The organism is Alishewanella sp. BS5-314 (assembly GCF_025377695.1).
GTDB lineage: Bacteria > Pseudomonadota > Gammaproteobacteria > Enterobacterales > Alteromonadaceae > Alishewanella > Alishewanella aestuarii.
This window is the reverse complement of record NZ_JACEHJ010000002.1, coordinates 2,162,129-2,177,613: the sequence shown is the minus strand read 5'-3', so window position 1 is coordinate 2,177,613 and position 15,485 is coordinate 2,162,129. Positions and strand designations below refer to the sequence as shown.

Genomic DNA, 15,485 nt, shown 5'->3' with positions numbered 1-15,485 from the left:
GATAAACTGGTCAGACCGGTACCGGAGTGCGGTGGATAAGTTAGGCGTGGCCGTAAATTTCTTTGTTGGCGAGCCAGCGTTTAATCAGTTGCAGGCTGGCCGGCCGGTGTTGTTGCCACATTATTGCCGCCAGTTGCCGTGCTTGTGGCAGTAACTCGCTGTCGCGGGTCAGGTCAGCAATTTTAAACTGCATTAAACCGGTTTGCCGGGTGCCGAGCAGCTCGCCGGGACCGCGAATTTCCAAATCGCGCTGCGCAATAACAAAGCCGTCATTACTTTCGCGCAATACCGATAACCGCGCCTGTGCCGTGCGCGACAGCGGTGCATGATATAGCAGCACACAATGCGACGCGGCGCTACCCCGGCCAACCCGGCCGCGCAGCTGATGCAGCTGCGCCAGGCCCAGCCGCTCCGGGTTCTCGATAATCATCAGACTGGCGTTGGGCACATCGACACCAACCTCAATCACGGTAGTGGCGACCAATAAATCCAGCTCACCACTGCTAAAGCTTTGCATAATTTGCTGTTTTTCAGCGCTTTTTAAGCGGCCATGCACCAGACCAATCCGAAGCTCTGGCAGTGCTTGTTGTAGCAAGGTCGCGGTATCCTCCGCGGCCTGGCATTGTAGCGCTTCCGACTCTTCAATTAAGGTGCAAACCCAATATGCTTGCCGTTGTTGTTCGGTAACTACCTGCTTTACCCGGGCAATCACTTCGTCGCGGCGGCTATCCGGAATGGCGACGGTAGTCACCGGCGTGCGACCCGGTGGTAGTTCATCAATTACCGAGGTATCCAGATCGGCATAAGCCGTCATCGCCAATGTACGCGGAATAGGCGTGGCCGTCATCACCAGCTGATGCGGATAATGGCCGGCAATGCCGCCTTTTTCACGCAGTGCCAGGCGCTGATGCACGCCGAAGCGGTGCTGCTCATCGATAATCACCAGCGCCAGTTGTTTAAATTCGACCTGTTGCTGAAACAGCGCATGGGTGCCCACCACCATTTGGGCGCTGCCATCGCCGATCGCGGCCAAGCTTTGCTCACGCGCCTTACCTTTGCTTTTACCGCCCAGCCAGGCTAACTGAATACCGAGCGGTGCAAACCAGCGCTGAAAATTTAGCGCATGCTGTTCAGCCAGAAGCTCGGTGGGTGCCATTAACGCCACCTGATAACCATTGCCAATAGCCGTTAACGCCGCCAGCGCAGCGACCAGCGTTTTACCCGAACCGACATCACCCTGCACTAATCGCAGCATCGGCAGAGGCTTGGCGAGATCGCCTTGAATTTCCGCCACCACCCGCTGTTGGGCGCCGGTGGGTTGAAACGGCAGTTGGCTTAAAAAGTCGTTGAGTAATTTTGCCGGCGTAGGCAGCGCCACTGCCTGCTGTTGCTGGCCCTGACTACGTAGCTGATACATACTCAACTGCTGCGCAATCAGCTCTTCTAAAATCAGCCGTTGCTGCGCCGGGTGCTTGCCTTCTTCTAACAGCGTAAGTTGCGCATCCGGCGGCGGGCGATGAATATAATGTAGTGCCTCGGCCAGCGACCAGGGCTGGTGCATCAGCTCTGCTGGTAAATATTCGGTTGGTGCATATTGCTTTAAATACGTTAGGGCGGCATCGGTCAGGTTGCGCCAGGTGGCTTGTTTTAAACCTTCGGTAGTGGGGTAAATCGGCGTCAGGTTTTCGGCGACTTGCAGCTCTAATGCCTCATCCTGTAATACTTTGTATTCCGGATGCAGCATTTCCAAACCGCGCGGGCCACGTTTTACCTCGCCAAAGCAACGCAAGCGGCTGCCTTTTACCACCGCATTTTTTTGTGCCGCCGAAAAATGAAAAAAGCGCAGCGTAATGCTGCCGCTGCCATCTTTAAGGGTAACCAGCCAGCTGCGTCTTTTGCCAAAATGCACTTCGCTACTTTGTACTTCGCCTTGCACTGTGGCGTGCAACAGCGGCATCAAGTCGGCAATAGGGTACAGGCGGGTACGATCTTCGTAGCGCAGCGGCAGGTGAAATAAGATGTCCTGAATGCTAAAAATCGCCAGTTTCGCCAGGCGCTCAGCAACTTTGCTGCCGACGCCCTTAATGGCTGAAATGGCGATATTATCAAGACGGGTCTGGCTCAAAACCGGGCCTAAGTAGGTAGACGTTAGTAGGTTGACGGCACTTCCATCACGCCGTCGATTTCGATTTGCGCACCGCGTGGCAGGGCGCTGACTTGTACTGCCGCCCGCGCCGGATAAGGCTCCTGATAGTACTGGCTCATAATCTGGTTAACTGTCGCGAACTGGCTTAAGTCAGTTAAAAAGATATTTACCTTCACCATATTATTCAGAGTGCCACCGGCGGCTTCACACACCGCGCTTAAGTTTTTAAACACCTGATGGGTTTGCTCGGCAAAATCTTCTGACACCATTTGCATCGTAGCCGGCACTAATGGGATCTGGCCGGACAAATACACGGTAGTGCCGATTTTTACCGCCTGGCTGTAGGTACCGATCGCTGCGGGTGCGGCATCAGTACGGATAATCACTTTTGACATGAACAGTTATTTCCTTCTGTAAACTTTTTGCACATCAGGCATGACGCGAATTTTGCGCATCACATTAGCCAGATGTACCCGATCTTTCACCGAAAGGGTGATTTTTATCACATATTCGCCGGTATCGCGATCTTCGGTCGATAAATCCTGAATATTCGAGTCTTGCGAGGCAATCATAGTCGTCAGTTTCGCCAGTACGCCCTGTTTATTCAGAATAAACACCCGGATATCACACAGGAACTGTTTCTCTGTAGTGTTATCCCAACGCACCGGGAAGAACCGCGCCGGTTCGCGCTCCCAGCCTTTAATATTGCGACACTCAGCACGGTGCACGTTCAGGCCTTTGCCCGGTGTGGCATTGGCGACGATAGGATCGCCCGGTATTGGCCGGCAACACTTGGCAAAGGTGACTAACATACCTTCGGAGCCAACAATAAAGGTATTGCCTTTAGGGATAGCCGGCGCCTTACTTTGCGGCTCGTCACTATCAAACTCACCCAATAAGCGGCGGGCAATGGCGATAGGTAACTGATTGCCCAGGCCGATTTCGCTATACAGTGCATCCAGTGTTGGCTGTTGTAAGTTGGTCAGGACCTGCTCAATCCGCTCCTGGCTGATCTCTTCCAGTTTCACTGTACCCAAAGCGGATGTCAGTAAGCGTTTACCCAGGCTAACAGCCTCGTTTTGCTGTTGTTTTTTCAGATAGTTACGGATACCCAGAATGGCGCGGCTGGTCACCACATAGTTTAACCAGTTGGCATTGGGCTTGCCGCCGGGGCTGGTAATAATTTCGACCGTTTGCCCGGTTTCCAGTGGTTTGCTTAGCGAGTAGGGCCGCCGGTCAACCTTGGCGCCAACACATTTATTACCGATATCGGTATGTACCGCATAGGCAAAATCTACTGCAGTAGCGCCAATTGGCAGCTCGACAATACGGCCTTTCGGTGTAAAGACATAGAGCTCGTCCGGATACAGTTCGGATTTAACGTTTTCGACAAATTCCTGGCTGTTGCCCGCGCTTTGCTGTAACTCCAGCAGACTTTGCATCCAGCGCTGAGCACGGATCTGGGCGGTCGATTCACGCTGTACCTCGCCGTTGACCTTATACATCCAATGTGCGGCGATGCCTTTGTCGGCCATTTCGTCCATTTCGCGGGTGCGCATTTGGATTTCTACTGGTATGCCATGTGGCCCGATTAATGAGGTGTGCAGCGACTGATAGCCGTTTTGCTTTGGAATCGCGATATAGTCTTTAAAGCGGCTTTCAATCGGTTTAAACAGGTTATGCATCACGCCGAGGGTGCGATAGCAGTTGTCAATACTGTCGACCACCACCCGAAACGCATAGATGTCCATTACATCATTGAACATCAGCTCTTTGTTTTTCATTTTGCGGTAGATGCTATACAGATGTTTTTCGCGGCCACTGACTTCCGCCGCAATGCCGGCTTGTTGGATACGTTGCCGGATATCCTGCTGCACCTTTTCCAGCAGTTCGCGGCGGTTACCGCGCGCTTGTTTTACTGCCGAACTTAACGCGCGATAGCGCATCGGATACAGCGCCTGAAAACCCCAGTCTTCCAGCTCGTTTTTGATATTATGAATACCCAGGCGGTTGGCGATAGGGGCATACAGTTCGAGCGTTTCTTTGGCAATACGACGGCGTTTTTCCGGCTTTAACGCGCCTAAGGTGCGCATATTGTGGGTGCGATCGGCCAGTTTAATCAGAATAACCCGGATATCCTGGGTCATCGCCATAAACATTTTTTGCAGGTTAGTGGTTTCAAACTCTTTGATATCTTTAAATTTAACTTTATCGAGTTTGCTAACACCCTGTACCAGCTCGGCCACGGTCGCGCCAAATAGGCGGGTAAGATCTTCTTTGGTAACCGGGGTGTCTTCAATTACATCATGCAGCAATGCCGCCATCAGCGTTTCGTGGTCGAGTTTCATCTCGGCCAGAATACTGGTGACCGCTACCGGGTGGGTAATATAAGGCTCACCGCTAGAACGAAACTGCGGTGCATGTGCATCTCTGGCAACCACATAGGCCTGTTGTACCAGATTAACCTGCTCCGGGGGCAGATACGCACTTATCTGATTTTTCAGACCTTCAAACAGATACACGGGATCTCCAAACCAACACAGCACAGGATAAGCGCAATTTATGTTAACCCTGGCTACGCATGGGTGCGGCACAGGTTAACACAGCGACTATGCTGTTTAAGCTTAGAATATACGTGTAAATTTGGCGAATGCCAACGGCTGAGGTGCCGTTGGCAGCAGTTTGGCAGGCTTTTTTACTGATCTGAGCCGATAATGGCAGCCACAGCAGCCATTTCAGACGCTTCTTGCTGTAACTGATCGCGGCGTTCCTGTTGATCCAGGATGCTTTGATTGATAAAGCCTTTTTCAATTTCACGCAGTGCCACTACCGTTGGCTTGTCGTTTTCACGGTCAACCAGCGGCTCTTTGCCTTCCACTGACAGCTGACGAGCACGGCGTGCTGCAACCAGAATTAAGTCAAAACGGTTACCAATTTTATCTACAGCATCTTCAACGGTTACGCGAGCCATTCAGCACTCCGGAATAATTCAGTGTTAGTACAGGTATTACAAGACCGCCTAGTGTACGCTATTTTGCTGCTTTCGCCAACAATTGTTCCAGCAAAGCGCTATGCCGGTGTGTCTGACTGCTGCAGCGGTTACGCTGTGCCAGTACAATCCGTTCCAGCTCGTGATAAGCCTGCTCCAGTTGGTCATTAATAATCAGATAGTCATATTCAAAAGCATGTGACATTTCGCTTTGGGCCTGGGCCATGCGTTTGGCGATCACTTCGGCGCTATCGGTGGCGCGGTTCGTCAGTCGCTGCTGCAGTGCTTCGACACTGGGCGGCAGAATAAAGATACCGATGGTACCGGCGACTTTAGCGCGAATTTGCTCGGCGCCCTGCCAGTCGATATCCAGAAACACATCGATACCCTGACTCAGTAGCTCGCGAATGGCATGGGCTGAAGTGCCATAGTAGTTACCGAATACTTCGGCACACTCCAGAAATTCGCCATTGGCGATGCGCTGCTGAAAATCGGCGACGGTAGTGAAATGATAATGTACCCCATCCTGCTCGCCAGCGCGTGGCGCCCGGGTGGTGTGTGACACACTTAATCGCATATCGTTGTAGCGCTTTAGCAGCGCCTGGATCAGCGTCGATTTGCCGGCGCCACTGGGCGCCGAAATAATAAACAGGTTGCCGCTTAATTGCTGCATGCTGTGGTCGATCACGGGGAATACCTTGTTTCAGCTCAACTGGCGCTAAGTTTACTGCCTGCACCAGGCAGGCGCAAACTTAAACCGCAGGGGGCTTAGCCGGTGGTGTAGTGATTGTTAGTAGCTAAACGCGCTTTACGCAGCGATAACCAGATTGAACCACCAATAAAACAGGCTACTACTGGTAACGAGATGTAAACCGGAATATGGAACACATCGAGCAACAGCATCTTACAACCGACAAAGATCAGCACCAGCGCCAGGCCGTAGTTGAGCAGGCTAAAGCGATCGGCAAAGTCGGCCAGCAAGAAATACATTGCCCTTAAGCCCAGAATGGCGAAGATATTGGAGGTTAACACAATAAAGGGGTCGGTACTGATGGCGAAGATCGCCGGTATCGAGTCGACCGCAAAGATCAGATCGGTAATTTCCACCAAAATCAGCACCAGTAGCAGTGGCGTGCCGTAACGCACCAATTTGCCGGTTTTTTTATGTGGTTTTATTACGGTAAATTTTTCGCCGTCCAGCTCGTCGGTTAAGCGCAGGTGTTTGCGCAGCCAAAGCAGAGCGGCATTTTTTGACAGATCCGGCGAGGCTTCAGCGAATAACCACATTTTGATACCGCTAAACACCAGAAAGGCACCGAAAACGTAAAGTATCCAGTCAAAACGCTGGATCAGCCAGACACCGGCAAAGATCATAAGGGTGCGCATCACAATGGCACCCAGCACGCCGTAGATGAGCACCCGCTTTTGCAGTTCGGCCGGTACGGCAAAGTAGCTAAAAATCATTAACCAGACGAAAACGTTGTCTACCGCCAATGATTTTTCAATCAGATAGCCGGTCACAAACTCCAGCGTTTTCGCATTAGCCAGTGCCCGACCTTGTTCTGCATCCAGATAAAACCACAGGCCGGTGGCAAAGGCTATCGACACCGTCACCCAGATCACCGACCAGGTAGCGGCTTCACGTAAACTGACTTTATGTGCCTTACCGCCGCCGACCAGAAACAGGTCAATCGCCAGCATAATCAGCACGATACCAAAAAAAACGAACCAAAGTGTGGGGCTTGCAATAGATACCATATGGCTACCATTAATCTTGATTATGATTGCAGCAGGTAGTTTAGACGCAAAGACCTGTTGCCGTTAGGCAAAGGTCTTGCTTATTCAGATAGGGTCTGAACCTGGCAGCCGGGCAAAATGCCGTGATGACGACTAACCAGCGAGAAGCTACTCCCCTTTGAGTAAATTAAGTGTAGGAGAGTGCCGGATCGCACACAAGAGCCGGTTTAAAATATTTATTAACTGCGTGCTTTGGCTTTAATTGACAAGGTAAGGGTAAAACTCGCCATCACGTCGTCACCATTTTTTTCTGGGCAGGTTACCATTACCGACACCGGGCGATTGACCCGCTCGCCAGTCGCGATAGACTCATCCAGCATCTGGTCAATCACATCACCATCATGGCTAATAAAATGCACCGTGCTCTCCGGCCGTTTCAGGAATTTACCTTCAACATCTTTAAAGGCAAAGTTAGCATTTACACCACGCGCCTTGGCCTTGGTAAATACCAGAAAAGCACCGGCCAAATCGGCACCAATAGCTAAGGCACCAAAATAGATACTGCCAAGATGGTTTTTGGTGCGCCATTTATGCGGCATTGTTACTTCAACGGTTTTGTCATCCATACGGATAATTTTGGGCGAGCAAAAACCAATCAGTGGGATATAGCGCCAGGCAAACAGCTTTAGAAACCAATTCGCTTTACGTAACGATACCGCCATAACCACTCCATTTTTCCGAAAATGCTGCTAGTAAAGCGCTAGCTTAGCACTGGTCAGACCAAGAGGCTAGTGTTGGTTTTAGAGCCTGCGTATCTGGTATGGATTAGACGAAACCGGATGTTTTTCTGCGCACTGAATTTGCCGCAAGTAGGTGATGGTTTATCTGTAATCGCATATCAAAGAGTATTTATTGATATGTAATAACTAATCATTCTTGTGTTCTCTTGGTTAGGCTGATATGTTTATGCATATAATTATTTCTCAGTGATACATTAAGGCGTATTGAAATGAGCTATGTAACAGAGCAGATACTACAAAGCCTTCGAGAAGCGCGAATAAGTAAGGGTTTTAGCCAAAGAGAGTTGAGCGCGCGGTCGGGTGTGCCGCAAAGTCATATTTCGAAGATCGAGTCTGGTGGCGTTGATTTAAGAATGTCCAGTTTGATAGCGATTGCCCGCGTACTCGATTTAGAGTTATTTGTCGCACCTAAAAAATCTGTTCCTGCCATTAAGTCGATCATTCGAAGTAGCAAAGGTACTGATAATAAAGGCCTTGGTGATGAAACTGAGCCAATGTCGCCCGCATATCAGTTAGATGGAGATGACGATGACTAATAATGTCTCTACGCTCAACGTTTTGCTTTATGGTGAACCCATTGCAACGATCACTAACGTGGGCAATGACAGAACACTTTTCGCTTTTACAGATTCGTACATTAATAACAAATCGCGGCCTGTGTTGGGGCTGGGGTTTAAAGATTCCCTGGGTGGCTTGCTGACCAACTTCAAACCCACCCAAACAAAGTTAACGCCTTTTTTCTCCAACCTTTTGCCAGAAGAAACCATGCGTAAATACCTGGCAGAACGTGCCGGTGTGAACCCAGCGCGGGAGTTTTTTCTATTATGGGTGCTAGGGCAGGATTTAGCTGGTGCGGTCACGGTTGAACCCGCCAATGGTGAAGCGTTGCCGCCAGTCATACATCAAAGTATTAAAAATAAAGATAAAATTGAAGCGCCAATGCGTTTTTCATTGGCGGGTGTGCAGTTGAAGTTTTCAGCCGTGCAACAGGCAAACGGCGGTTTAACGATCCCTGTTACGGGTAAAGGTGGCTCTTGGATAGTGAAATTGCCGTCGTCTCGATTTGAAGCTGTGCCTGAAAACGAATATTCGATGATGGAATTGGCCCGAATGTTGGGAATGAATGTACCAGAGACGCAGCTACTTGCCATTGACCAGATTGCCAATATTCCAGAAGGTATTGGTAAATTCGGCAATTTTTTTAAAAATGCACAGGCTTTTGCGATTAAACGCTTTGACCGTGTTGATGGTAAAGCGATACATATCGAAGACTTTGCGCAAGTGTTTGGCGTTTATCCGCAAGATAAATATAAAAAAGCCAGTATGCGGAATATTGCTCAGGTTATCGGCATCGAAGGGCAAGACGAGGACATCGCAGAATTTACGCGTAGGTTGGTGTTCAATACGTTAATTGGCAATGCAGATATGCATTTGAAAAATTGGTCTGTGATTTATAAAGACAAGCGTACCGCATCGATTGCGCCTGCTTATGACTTTGTCTCAACCATCCCTTATATCCCCGCCGATAGCGCGTCTCTGAAGGTTAGCCGTAGCAAAAAGTTCAGTGATTTTACGTTGGATGAATTATCACACCTGGCGGCGAAAGCCATGTTGCCAGAAAAATTAGTATTGGATACTGCCAAGCAAACCGTGGCAGGCTTTCATGAGATATGGGCAAAAGAAAAAGCGCATTTACCGCTTAGCAAATCGATGATTGCTGCAATCGAGACGCACTTAAGCAGCATACCGCTTAGCTAATAAGCTGCAAGCGGGATGGTTGTCGCGGAGTAAGTCTTATTATTCACCTCACGATGTGAGTAGATTGTGCAATGTATTCACCTCAATCAGCAGGAGCCTTACCTATGTAGATCTGGCAACAACCAGACTGGCCTTGCCGTTAGCAAAAGGCATCACAAGTCTTTCGTTATGATATTGTCGTATTTTTGCTAATTAATCTCAAAACGCATGCCGCTTAACTTCATCTAAATTCGCCACCATAATCTGCTGCGCCTCCGGGCGTGCTTCAATTTTTGCTAAATCCAGGTTTAACGCCTGCACGGCATAAGGCACCAGTGCTGAGCGTACTGAGAACACCCGCTTGCCGTGTTGCATATTGTAATCTTCGGCAATAATGGCTTTTTGATAGTCGGTTAAGCGGGAATCGGGCATCAGCACGATATCAATAGTGGTGTTCCAGCGTTCGTCGCTATCTTTGGTCATCTCGGCATCACCTTCAATGCCATTGATGCCGCGAAAGCGGCTTAGCACAAAATCCCGAAAATCGCGGTTTTTCTCGCAGTAAGCGCGCACATGCCAGCGTAGTGGCGTGCAGACCAGTGTATGCGGGGCAATAATGCGGCTTTCTTCATCTGGGCTGGTAAGCGACACATAACCCATATCAATCTTTTTCCCGTCCCGCGCAGCTTGCACCAGTGCTCGTAGAATATCCGGGTTTACCTGGCGTAGTGGCGGCGTCAGCATTTCGGTATGGGCAAAGCCTAAATCGAGCTGGCTAAAGGTGTGGGCAAAATCTTTAGTGCTGGCCAGCGCATGCAGGTATTCATCGGCTAAGCCGCTGGTGACTTTGGGGGTAAAATTGGCAGCTGGTTTATAACCTTTTAGCTTACCGTCATACACCAGGTTACCCGGCGCAATATCGCGCAAATAGGCATTAATATCTTTCGATGCCTGCTGGCGTGCGATACCAAAGCTATTACATAAATGATTAGTGGTTAAACGGCCTTCCCATAGCGCGACAATTTCAATTAGCCGGTAACGCATTAATAGCTCCCAGCGCAGCGGCCAGCCGCTGGCGTCTAGGCTGCTACGGCTATCTGTTAAAAGTGGGGGCTGTGTTTGAGGGTTTTGCATCTAAACTCCTGTAAAATGTGTCTGATTAGCATACACACCTGCAATCAATACGTTTTAGGCGTTATCCGTTGCTGCATTTAAGGTGGCAACCGGCCAGGGTAAATTAAACTGCTTTAAAATAGCTTGTTCTGCCGCTAACCACTTACTGAAGTTATCAATCTTTAAGCCATAAGGAATAGCCAGCACATAATACTCATAAGCCAAATAAACCAAATCGGCATAGCGCCAAATGCGCCCAGCATACACCACTTTATCTTGCTTAGCTTTGGCTAAATGCTCTATAGCATTGAGAGTTTTACACAGCTCTTGTAAGCGGGTTAGCCGGGGTAAATCCTCAGCGCGAATGTGCTGGTTGTTCATGATTAGCTCGAATTAAGTTGAGTGTTGCGTCAACTCTAAGCCAGTGCGCGAACGTCTTAAAGGGGTTGGCGCAAACGCCAAAAAACATCTGCCTGAAAATCATACACTGAGTGCCTGCACAGTATGGCGTGAAAAAAGAAACAGCTTAAGATGCTCATTCAAGGATGACATGTCGCTAACCATGACAGTGTATGGACAAGCTAGCAGGATGCTATTGGCAAGGATGTTTTTTTTAAGGAAGCTATTAGCAAGGATGCTATTTGCTTGGATGCTAAGCGACAAAACGGCAAGGATGCCAACTACCAAAGGAGACTGAAATGAGCATGCTACAGCAAGACTTATTCTTAATAACCTTAGAAGCGCAATTTCGCGATCTGTTTCAGGCCAGTAAAGCGGGCAAAGATAACAGCGAGCAGCGCTTACGCGCGCAGGGCTTTATTCATGCCGGTGAGCTATTACAGCTATGCAGTCGCCAACAAGTGCAACAACTAATGGAAAAGGTACATCTAGAGGTATTTGGGATCAGCATTGCCGAACGCAAACCCTCAGCCCAGGCGCGCCGCCAGCAAGCGTTGCAGCTGGGCGATTATGCTTATTTTGAAGAGCCAGCGTTTAATCGGTTGTATCAAGTTTCTGATGAATAATAAAACTGCAAATCATTCTATTGACGACATGGCTGGATTAACACTGTTTAAACGCTTTGAAGGCGGAGCTGTGTACACCCAAGAGAACAATGGTAAATACGGAGTAGTCATTGATGAAAGTAGCATTGCCAGTCTGCTACCACCTGAAGAGCTGGATGGCATGGACTTTATCAAGGTGCTTGAGTTCAATACTGAGCATGAGCGGTCAGCGTATTTAGTTTCAAGGTTTGGCGGTAAAGATTAGTACATTGCCAGTTTGGGGTTATATCTTGGTTTTCTGTGTACCTTATTTAAGACAGATTGAGCTTTCTTAGCTGCATAGAAGTGATTGAGTTTAATAGCAAAGCTTGGCTATCTTCGAGATTCGTTTGGTTATTGATATTAAAGGCTAATCGTTCTTTCAACTTATAGCCTTACCTATCAAATGTTGTTATCTTAGTTACAAAGCTAAAGTTTAGATTTTACAAATGGAAGCGGCTATTGATGGGAAGCAATATCAGTAACTTCGAATTTCTAAAAAAGCACCACGAATGGCTATTTAAGCTCGCCGAGAGTGCGGAACGAAACTTTGTTCCGTTCCCAAATACGACGTTAGTGAACATGCGTCAGCTTGGCGAGGCCATTGCTCAGACCATCGCTTCGCGGGTGGGTATCGAGTGCGGTGTTGAGGTCAAGCAAATCGACCTTCTTAAAGAACTAGACTACGTTCTCCGCCTGGATGATAACGTTAGAGATGCTTTCCACACCATCCGCAAACTAGGCAATAGCGCAACACACGTTTTTGACAGTAGTACCCACAGAGATGCGCTCAAAGCACTGATGGTTGGCCATGCGCTTTCCATGTGGTTCCACATTACCTTCGGTGGCGACGACGCAAAAGGTTTTAAGATCTTAAAGTTCGTAAAACCAGAAGATCCGTCAGACTATGTTCGCCAGCTAGAAGAGCAAGTTGAGAGATTAAAGGTTGAATCTCAACGCACGCAAGATCGAATCAAAGCGGTAGAAGAACTCAGCAAAGTCGAAGCGGATAAGGCAGAAGCTGAGAAGCAACGTGCTGAAAAAATGGCTGAAGAAAAGGCGATATGGGAAGCGCTGGCAGAAGACCAAGAAAAAACCTTGTCTACATATCGCCGCAAGATGGATGAAGCAAACACCCTCTACCTTCAAACCTTCCAAGCTAAATCTAAACAAGATCAAGCATTAGAAATTCAGCGCATTGAAAAATCGCCATTTGAGATGGACGAAGCGGAAACGCGCGTCATTATCGACCAGCAATTAGTTAATGCCGGGTGGGAAGCTGACACTGAGAACCTCAGATTTTCCAAAGGGACAAGGCCAGAACCAAATAAGAATCGAGCAATAGCTGAATGGCCAACAAAGTCTGGCCCGGCTGATTATGCTCTGTTCATGGGGATGACACTGGTAGCAACCATCGAAGCGAAAAAATCTGCGAAGAATGTTTATGGGGCTATCGACCAGGCAAAACGCTATGCCAAAGGTATCCAGAATCTACCAAGTGATGTTGAGGTATCTAAACATAGCGAATATTCGGTTCCGGTGGTATTTGCCACTAACGGCCGGGCGTATTTAAAGCAACTGGAACAAGAAAGTGGTATTTGGTTTTTAGATGTCAGAGACAGCACCAATCGAAGAAAAGCGCTACAAGGCTGGTATACACCCGCTGAATTGAAAGATTACCTACGTCAAACGCCGCAGCAAGCCAACGCTGAGTTGGACGATATGGGGTTCGAGTACGAGCTAGAACTGCGTGATTATCAAAAAGAGGCCATTCTCTCAGTCGAGCAGGCCATTAAAGAGGGTAAGGACAAAGCCTTGGTAGCCATGGCAACAGGTACAGGTAAAACAAAAACCTGTATCGCCTTAGTTTACCGGCTATTAAAAGCACAACGCTTCCGTCGCATTCTGTTCTTGGTAGACCGCAGCGCCTTGGGCGTTCAGGCATCAACCGATTTTGGTGAAGTGAGAATGGAAAACCTCAATACCTTTGCCGATATCTTTGAAGTGATGGGAATGGAACCCGATAAAGCGTCGCAAGCGGTACCGAATGATGACACCAAAGTTCATGTTGCGACAGTGCAGGGCTTGGTCAAACGTATTATGTACCCTTCGGAAAATGGCGCAAAACCAGGTGTTGGGCAATACGATTGTATTGTGGTCGACGAATGCCACCGTGGTTACTTGCTTGATCGTGAGCTAAGCGATACCGAGATCAAATTCCGCGATCAAAAAGACTACATGTCAAAGTACCGGGCAGTTATCGAATACTTTGATGCTTTTAAGGTTGGCCTCACCGCGACACCCGCAATTCACACCGTACAGATTTTTGGCGAGCCTATATACTCCTATAGCTATACCGAAGCGGTGATTGACGGCCACCTAGTCGACCATTTACCGCCAGTGCGTATCCACACCAAATTGAACACCGACGGCATCAATTACCAAGTTAATGAAGAGGTTAAGGTTTACGACCCTCAGACTCAGCAGCTTGATCTTATCCATACCCCAGATGAACTGGATTTCGATGTATCCGACTTCAACAGAAAGGTGATTGCGCCAGAATTCACCAAAGTGGTTTGCAAATGGCTGATCGAAAGCGACTCGTTAAACCCTTACTCACAGGAAAAGTCCCTGATCTTCTGCGTTACAGATCGCCACGCCGATGAAGTCGTAGAAGCATTAAAACAAGCCTGTGAAGATTACCATGGCGAAGTAGAAGACGACGCCATCCAAAAAATCACCGGTGCTTCAGATAAGCCACTTGAGAAAATCCGCCTGTACAAGAATGACCGCCTGCCCAATATCGCGGTAACGGTAGATCTGCTGACTACCGGTGTCGATGTACCGAAAGTCTGCAACTTGGTGTTTTTACGGCGTGTTAATAGCCGTATCTTGTTTGAGCAAATGCTGGGGCGTGCAACGCGAAAATGCGATGCGATAAGCAAAGAACGTTTCCGTATTTTTGATGCAGTAGATATCTACAAGCAGCTTGAAAAAGTAAACACCATGAAGCCCGTGGTCACCAAAGTGGATATTACTTTCACTGAGCTGGAAAGCGAAATAACCCAAGGGGCCGACATCAAACTGCAAAAGCTGGCGAAAGATCAATTTCTTGCCAAGCTACAAAGCAAAAAAAACTACTTAACGCCAATTCAGCAGGATGAGTTTGAGCGTATCGTTGGCAAGCCACCAAAAGATTTCGCTAAAGAACTCAAAGCGATGAAAACTGAAGACGTGGCGAAATGGTTTGTTAGTCATCCTGGCCTGGGTGAACTTCTGGATATGAAAGTGCAGGGCGGCAATGGCCGAAATAAAATCGTGCTATCAGACAAACCGGACGAAGTTACTGGCACATCAACCGGCTATGGTAGCGGTCAGAGACCAGAAGATTACTTGTCATCATTCGCAGCCTTTGTGAATGCAAACAGCAACAGGATGGTGGCGTTAAAGACGGTTATTCAAAAACCGTGGGAGTTAACGCGTAGTGACCTTAAACAGCTCGTTGTTGAACTCGAGAAAAACGAGTTTAGGGAAGAGGACTTAAAAGTCGCTTGGAAAGAGGTGAAAAACGAAGATATCGCTGCTCGCATTATTGGTTTTATAAGGCAAGCCGCTATCGGCGAGGCGCTAATACCCTATGAGCAACGTGTTGATAACGCCTTGCAGAAAATACTGACCAGTCGCGTTTGGAAAACACCACAACGAGACTGGCTAGAAACTATCGCAGCACAACTCAAAGCCAATATCGTTGTCGATGCGACGAATCTGGATCAAGGTATTTTTAAGCAGCGTCTTGGCGGTATTCAGCGCGCAAATAAACTTTTCGACCAACCAGTTGTGGATGTGCTTGCACAATTCAACCGTGCTATTTGGTCGGATGATGACCGTCAGGCAACCGCATAATCGGTTACACTACCCAA

The 15,485-nt window shown here is 48.5% G+C and carries 14 protein-coding genes; 5 read left to right on the top strand and 9 right to left on the bottom strand.

What is annotated here, in order from left to right:
* Positions 1-40: 40 nt before the first annotated feature.
* The 7 genes from recG to H1D31_RS14675 all read right to left on the bottom strand — a co-directional run bounded on the left by recG (position 41) and on the right by H1D31_RS14675 (position 7,594).
* A complete protein-coding gene (recG, locus tag H1D31_RS14705) occupies positions 41-2,125 on the bottom strand; it encodes an ATP-dependent DNA helicase RecG (RefSeq protein ID WP_261259558.1) in 2,085 nt (694 codons plus the stop codon).
* A gap of 23 nt (positions 2,126-2,148) precedes the next feature.
* On the bottom strand, positions 2,149-2,541 hold the full coding sequence (locus H1D31_RS14700; RefSeq protein ID WP_008984677.1) for a RidA family protein: 393 nt from the start codon (positions 2,539-2,541) through the stop codon (positions 2,149-2,151).
* A gap of 6 nt (positions 2,542-2,547) precedes the next feature.
* Positions 2,548-4,668, bottom strand: coding sequence for a bifunctional GTP diphosphokinase/guanosine-3',5'-bis pyrophosphate 3'-pyrophosphohydrolase (gene spoT / locus H1D31_RS14695; protein WP_261259557.1), 2,121 nt, complete (start codon positions 4,666-4,668; stop codon positions 2,548-2,550).
* 173 nt (positions 4,669-4,841) lie between these two features.
* Positions 4,842-5,117, bottom strand: coding sequence for a DNA-directed RNA polymerase subunit omega (gene rpoZ, locus H1D31_RS14690; protein ID WP_261259556.1), 276 nt, complete (start codon positions 5,115-5,117; stop codon positions 4,842-4,844).
* Between the two features lie 58 nt (positions 5,118-5,175).
* Complete coding sequence (gmk, locus tag H1D31_RS14685) at positions 5,176-5,808, bottom strand: guanylate kinase (RefSeq protein WP_261260098.1); 633 nt, start codon at positions 5,806-5,808, stop codon at positions 5,176-5,178.
* Between the two features lie 95 nt (positions 5,809-5,903).
* Entirely contained in the window at positions 5,904-6,893 is a 990-nt protein-coding gene (locus tag H1D31_RS14680; RefSeq protein WP_261259554.1) for a TerC family protein, read from the bottom strand.
* A 218-nt stretch (positions 6,894-7,111) separates the two neighbouring features.
* Entirely contained in the window at positions 7,112-7,594 is a 483-nt protein-coding gene (locus H1D31_RS14675) for a PaaI family thioesterase (RefSeq protein ID WP_261259552.1), read from the bottom strand.
* A gap of 287 nt (positions 7,595-7,881) precedes the next feature.
* On the opposite strand from H1D31_RS14675, the gene H1D31_RS14670 reads away from it, so the two are divergent.
* Positions 7,882-8,208, top strand: coding sequence for a helix-turn-helix domain-containing protein (locus H1D31_RS14670; RefSeq protein ID WP_261259551.1), 327 nt, complete (start codon positions 7,882-7,884; stop codon positions 8,206-8,208).
* On the top strand, positions 8,201-9,430 hold the full coding sequence (locus H1D31_RS14665; RefSeq protein ID WP_261259549.1) for a type II toxin-antitoxin system HipA family toxin: 1,230 nt from the start codon (positions 8,201-8,203) through the stop codon (positions 9,428-9,430). Before H1D31_RS14670 ends, H1D31_RS14665 begins: the two co-directional genes overlap by 8 nt.
* A 198-nt stretch (positions 9,431-9,628) precedes the next feature.
* On the opposite strand, the gene H1D31_RS14660 is transcribed toward H1D31_RS14665, so the two are convergent.
* Positions 9,629-10,543 (bottom strand): WYL domain-containing protein, encoded by a 915-nt coding sequence (locus H1D31_RS14660; protein ID WP_261259547.1) that lies wholly within the window; start codon positions 10,541-10,543, stop codon positions 9,629-9,631.
* 54 nt (positions 10,544-10,597) lie between these two features.
* Entirely contained in the window at positions 10,598-10,903 is a 306-nt protein-coding gene (locus tag H1D31_RS14655) for a hypothetical protein (protein WP_261259546.1), read from the bottom strand.
* Between the two features lie 317 nt (positions 10,904-11,220).
* On the opposite strand from H1D31_RS14655, the gene H1D31_RS14650 reads away from it, so the two are divergent.
* From H1D31_RS14650 to hsdR, 3 genes are all read left to right on the top strand, one after another.
* Complete coding sequence (locus H1D31_RS14650) at positions 11,221-11,547, top strand: hypothetical protein (protein WP_065954923.1); 327 nt, start codon at positions 11,221-11,223, stop codon at positions 11,545-11,547.
* Positions 11,540-11,791 (top strand): hypothetical protein, encoded by a 252-nt coding sequence (locus tag H1D31_RS14645; protein WP_261259544.1) that lies wholly within the window; start codon positions 11,540-11,542, stop codon positions 11,789-11,791. Before H1D31_RS14650 ends, H1D31_RS14645 begins: the two co-directional genes overlap by 8 nt.
* A gap of 239 nt (positions 11,792-12,030) precedes the next feature.
* Positions 12,031-15,468 (top strand): type I restriction-modification system endonuclease, encoded by a 3,438-nt coding sequence (hsdR, locus tag H1D31_RS14640; RefSeq protein ID WP_261259542.1) that lies wholly within the window; start codon positions 12,031-12,033, stop codon positions 15,466-15,468.
* Positions 15,469-15,485: the final 17 nt, after the last annotated feature.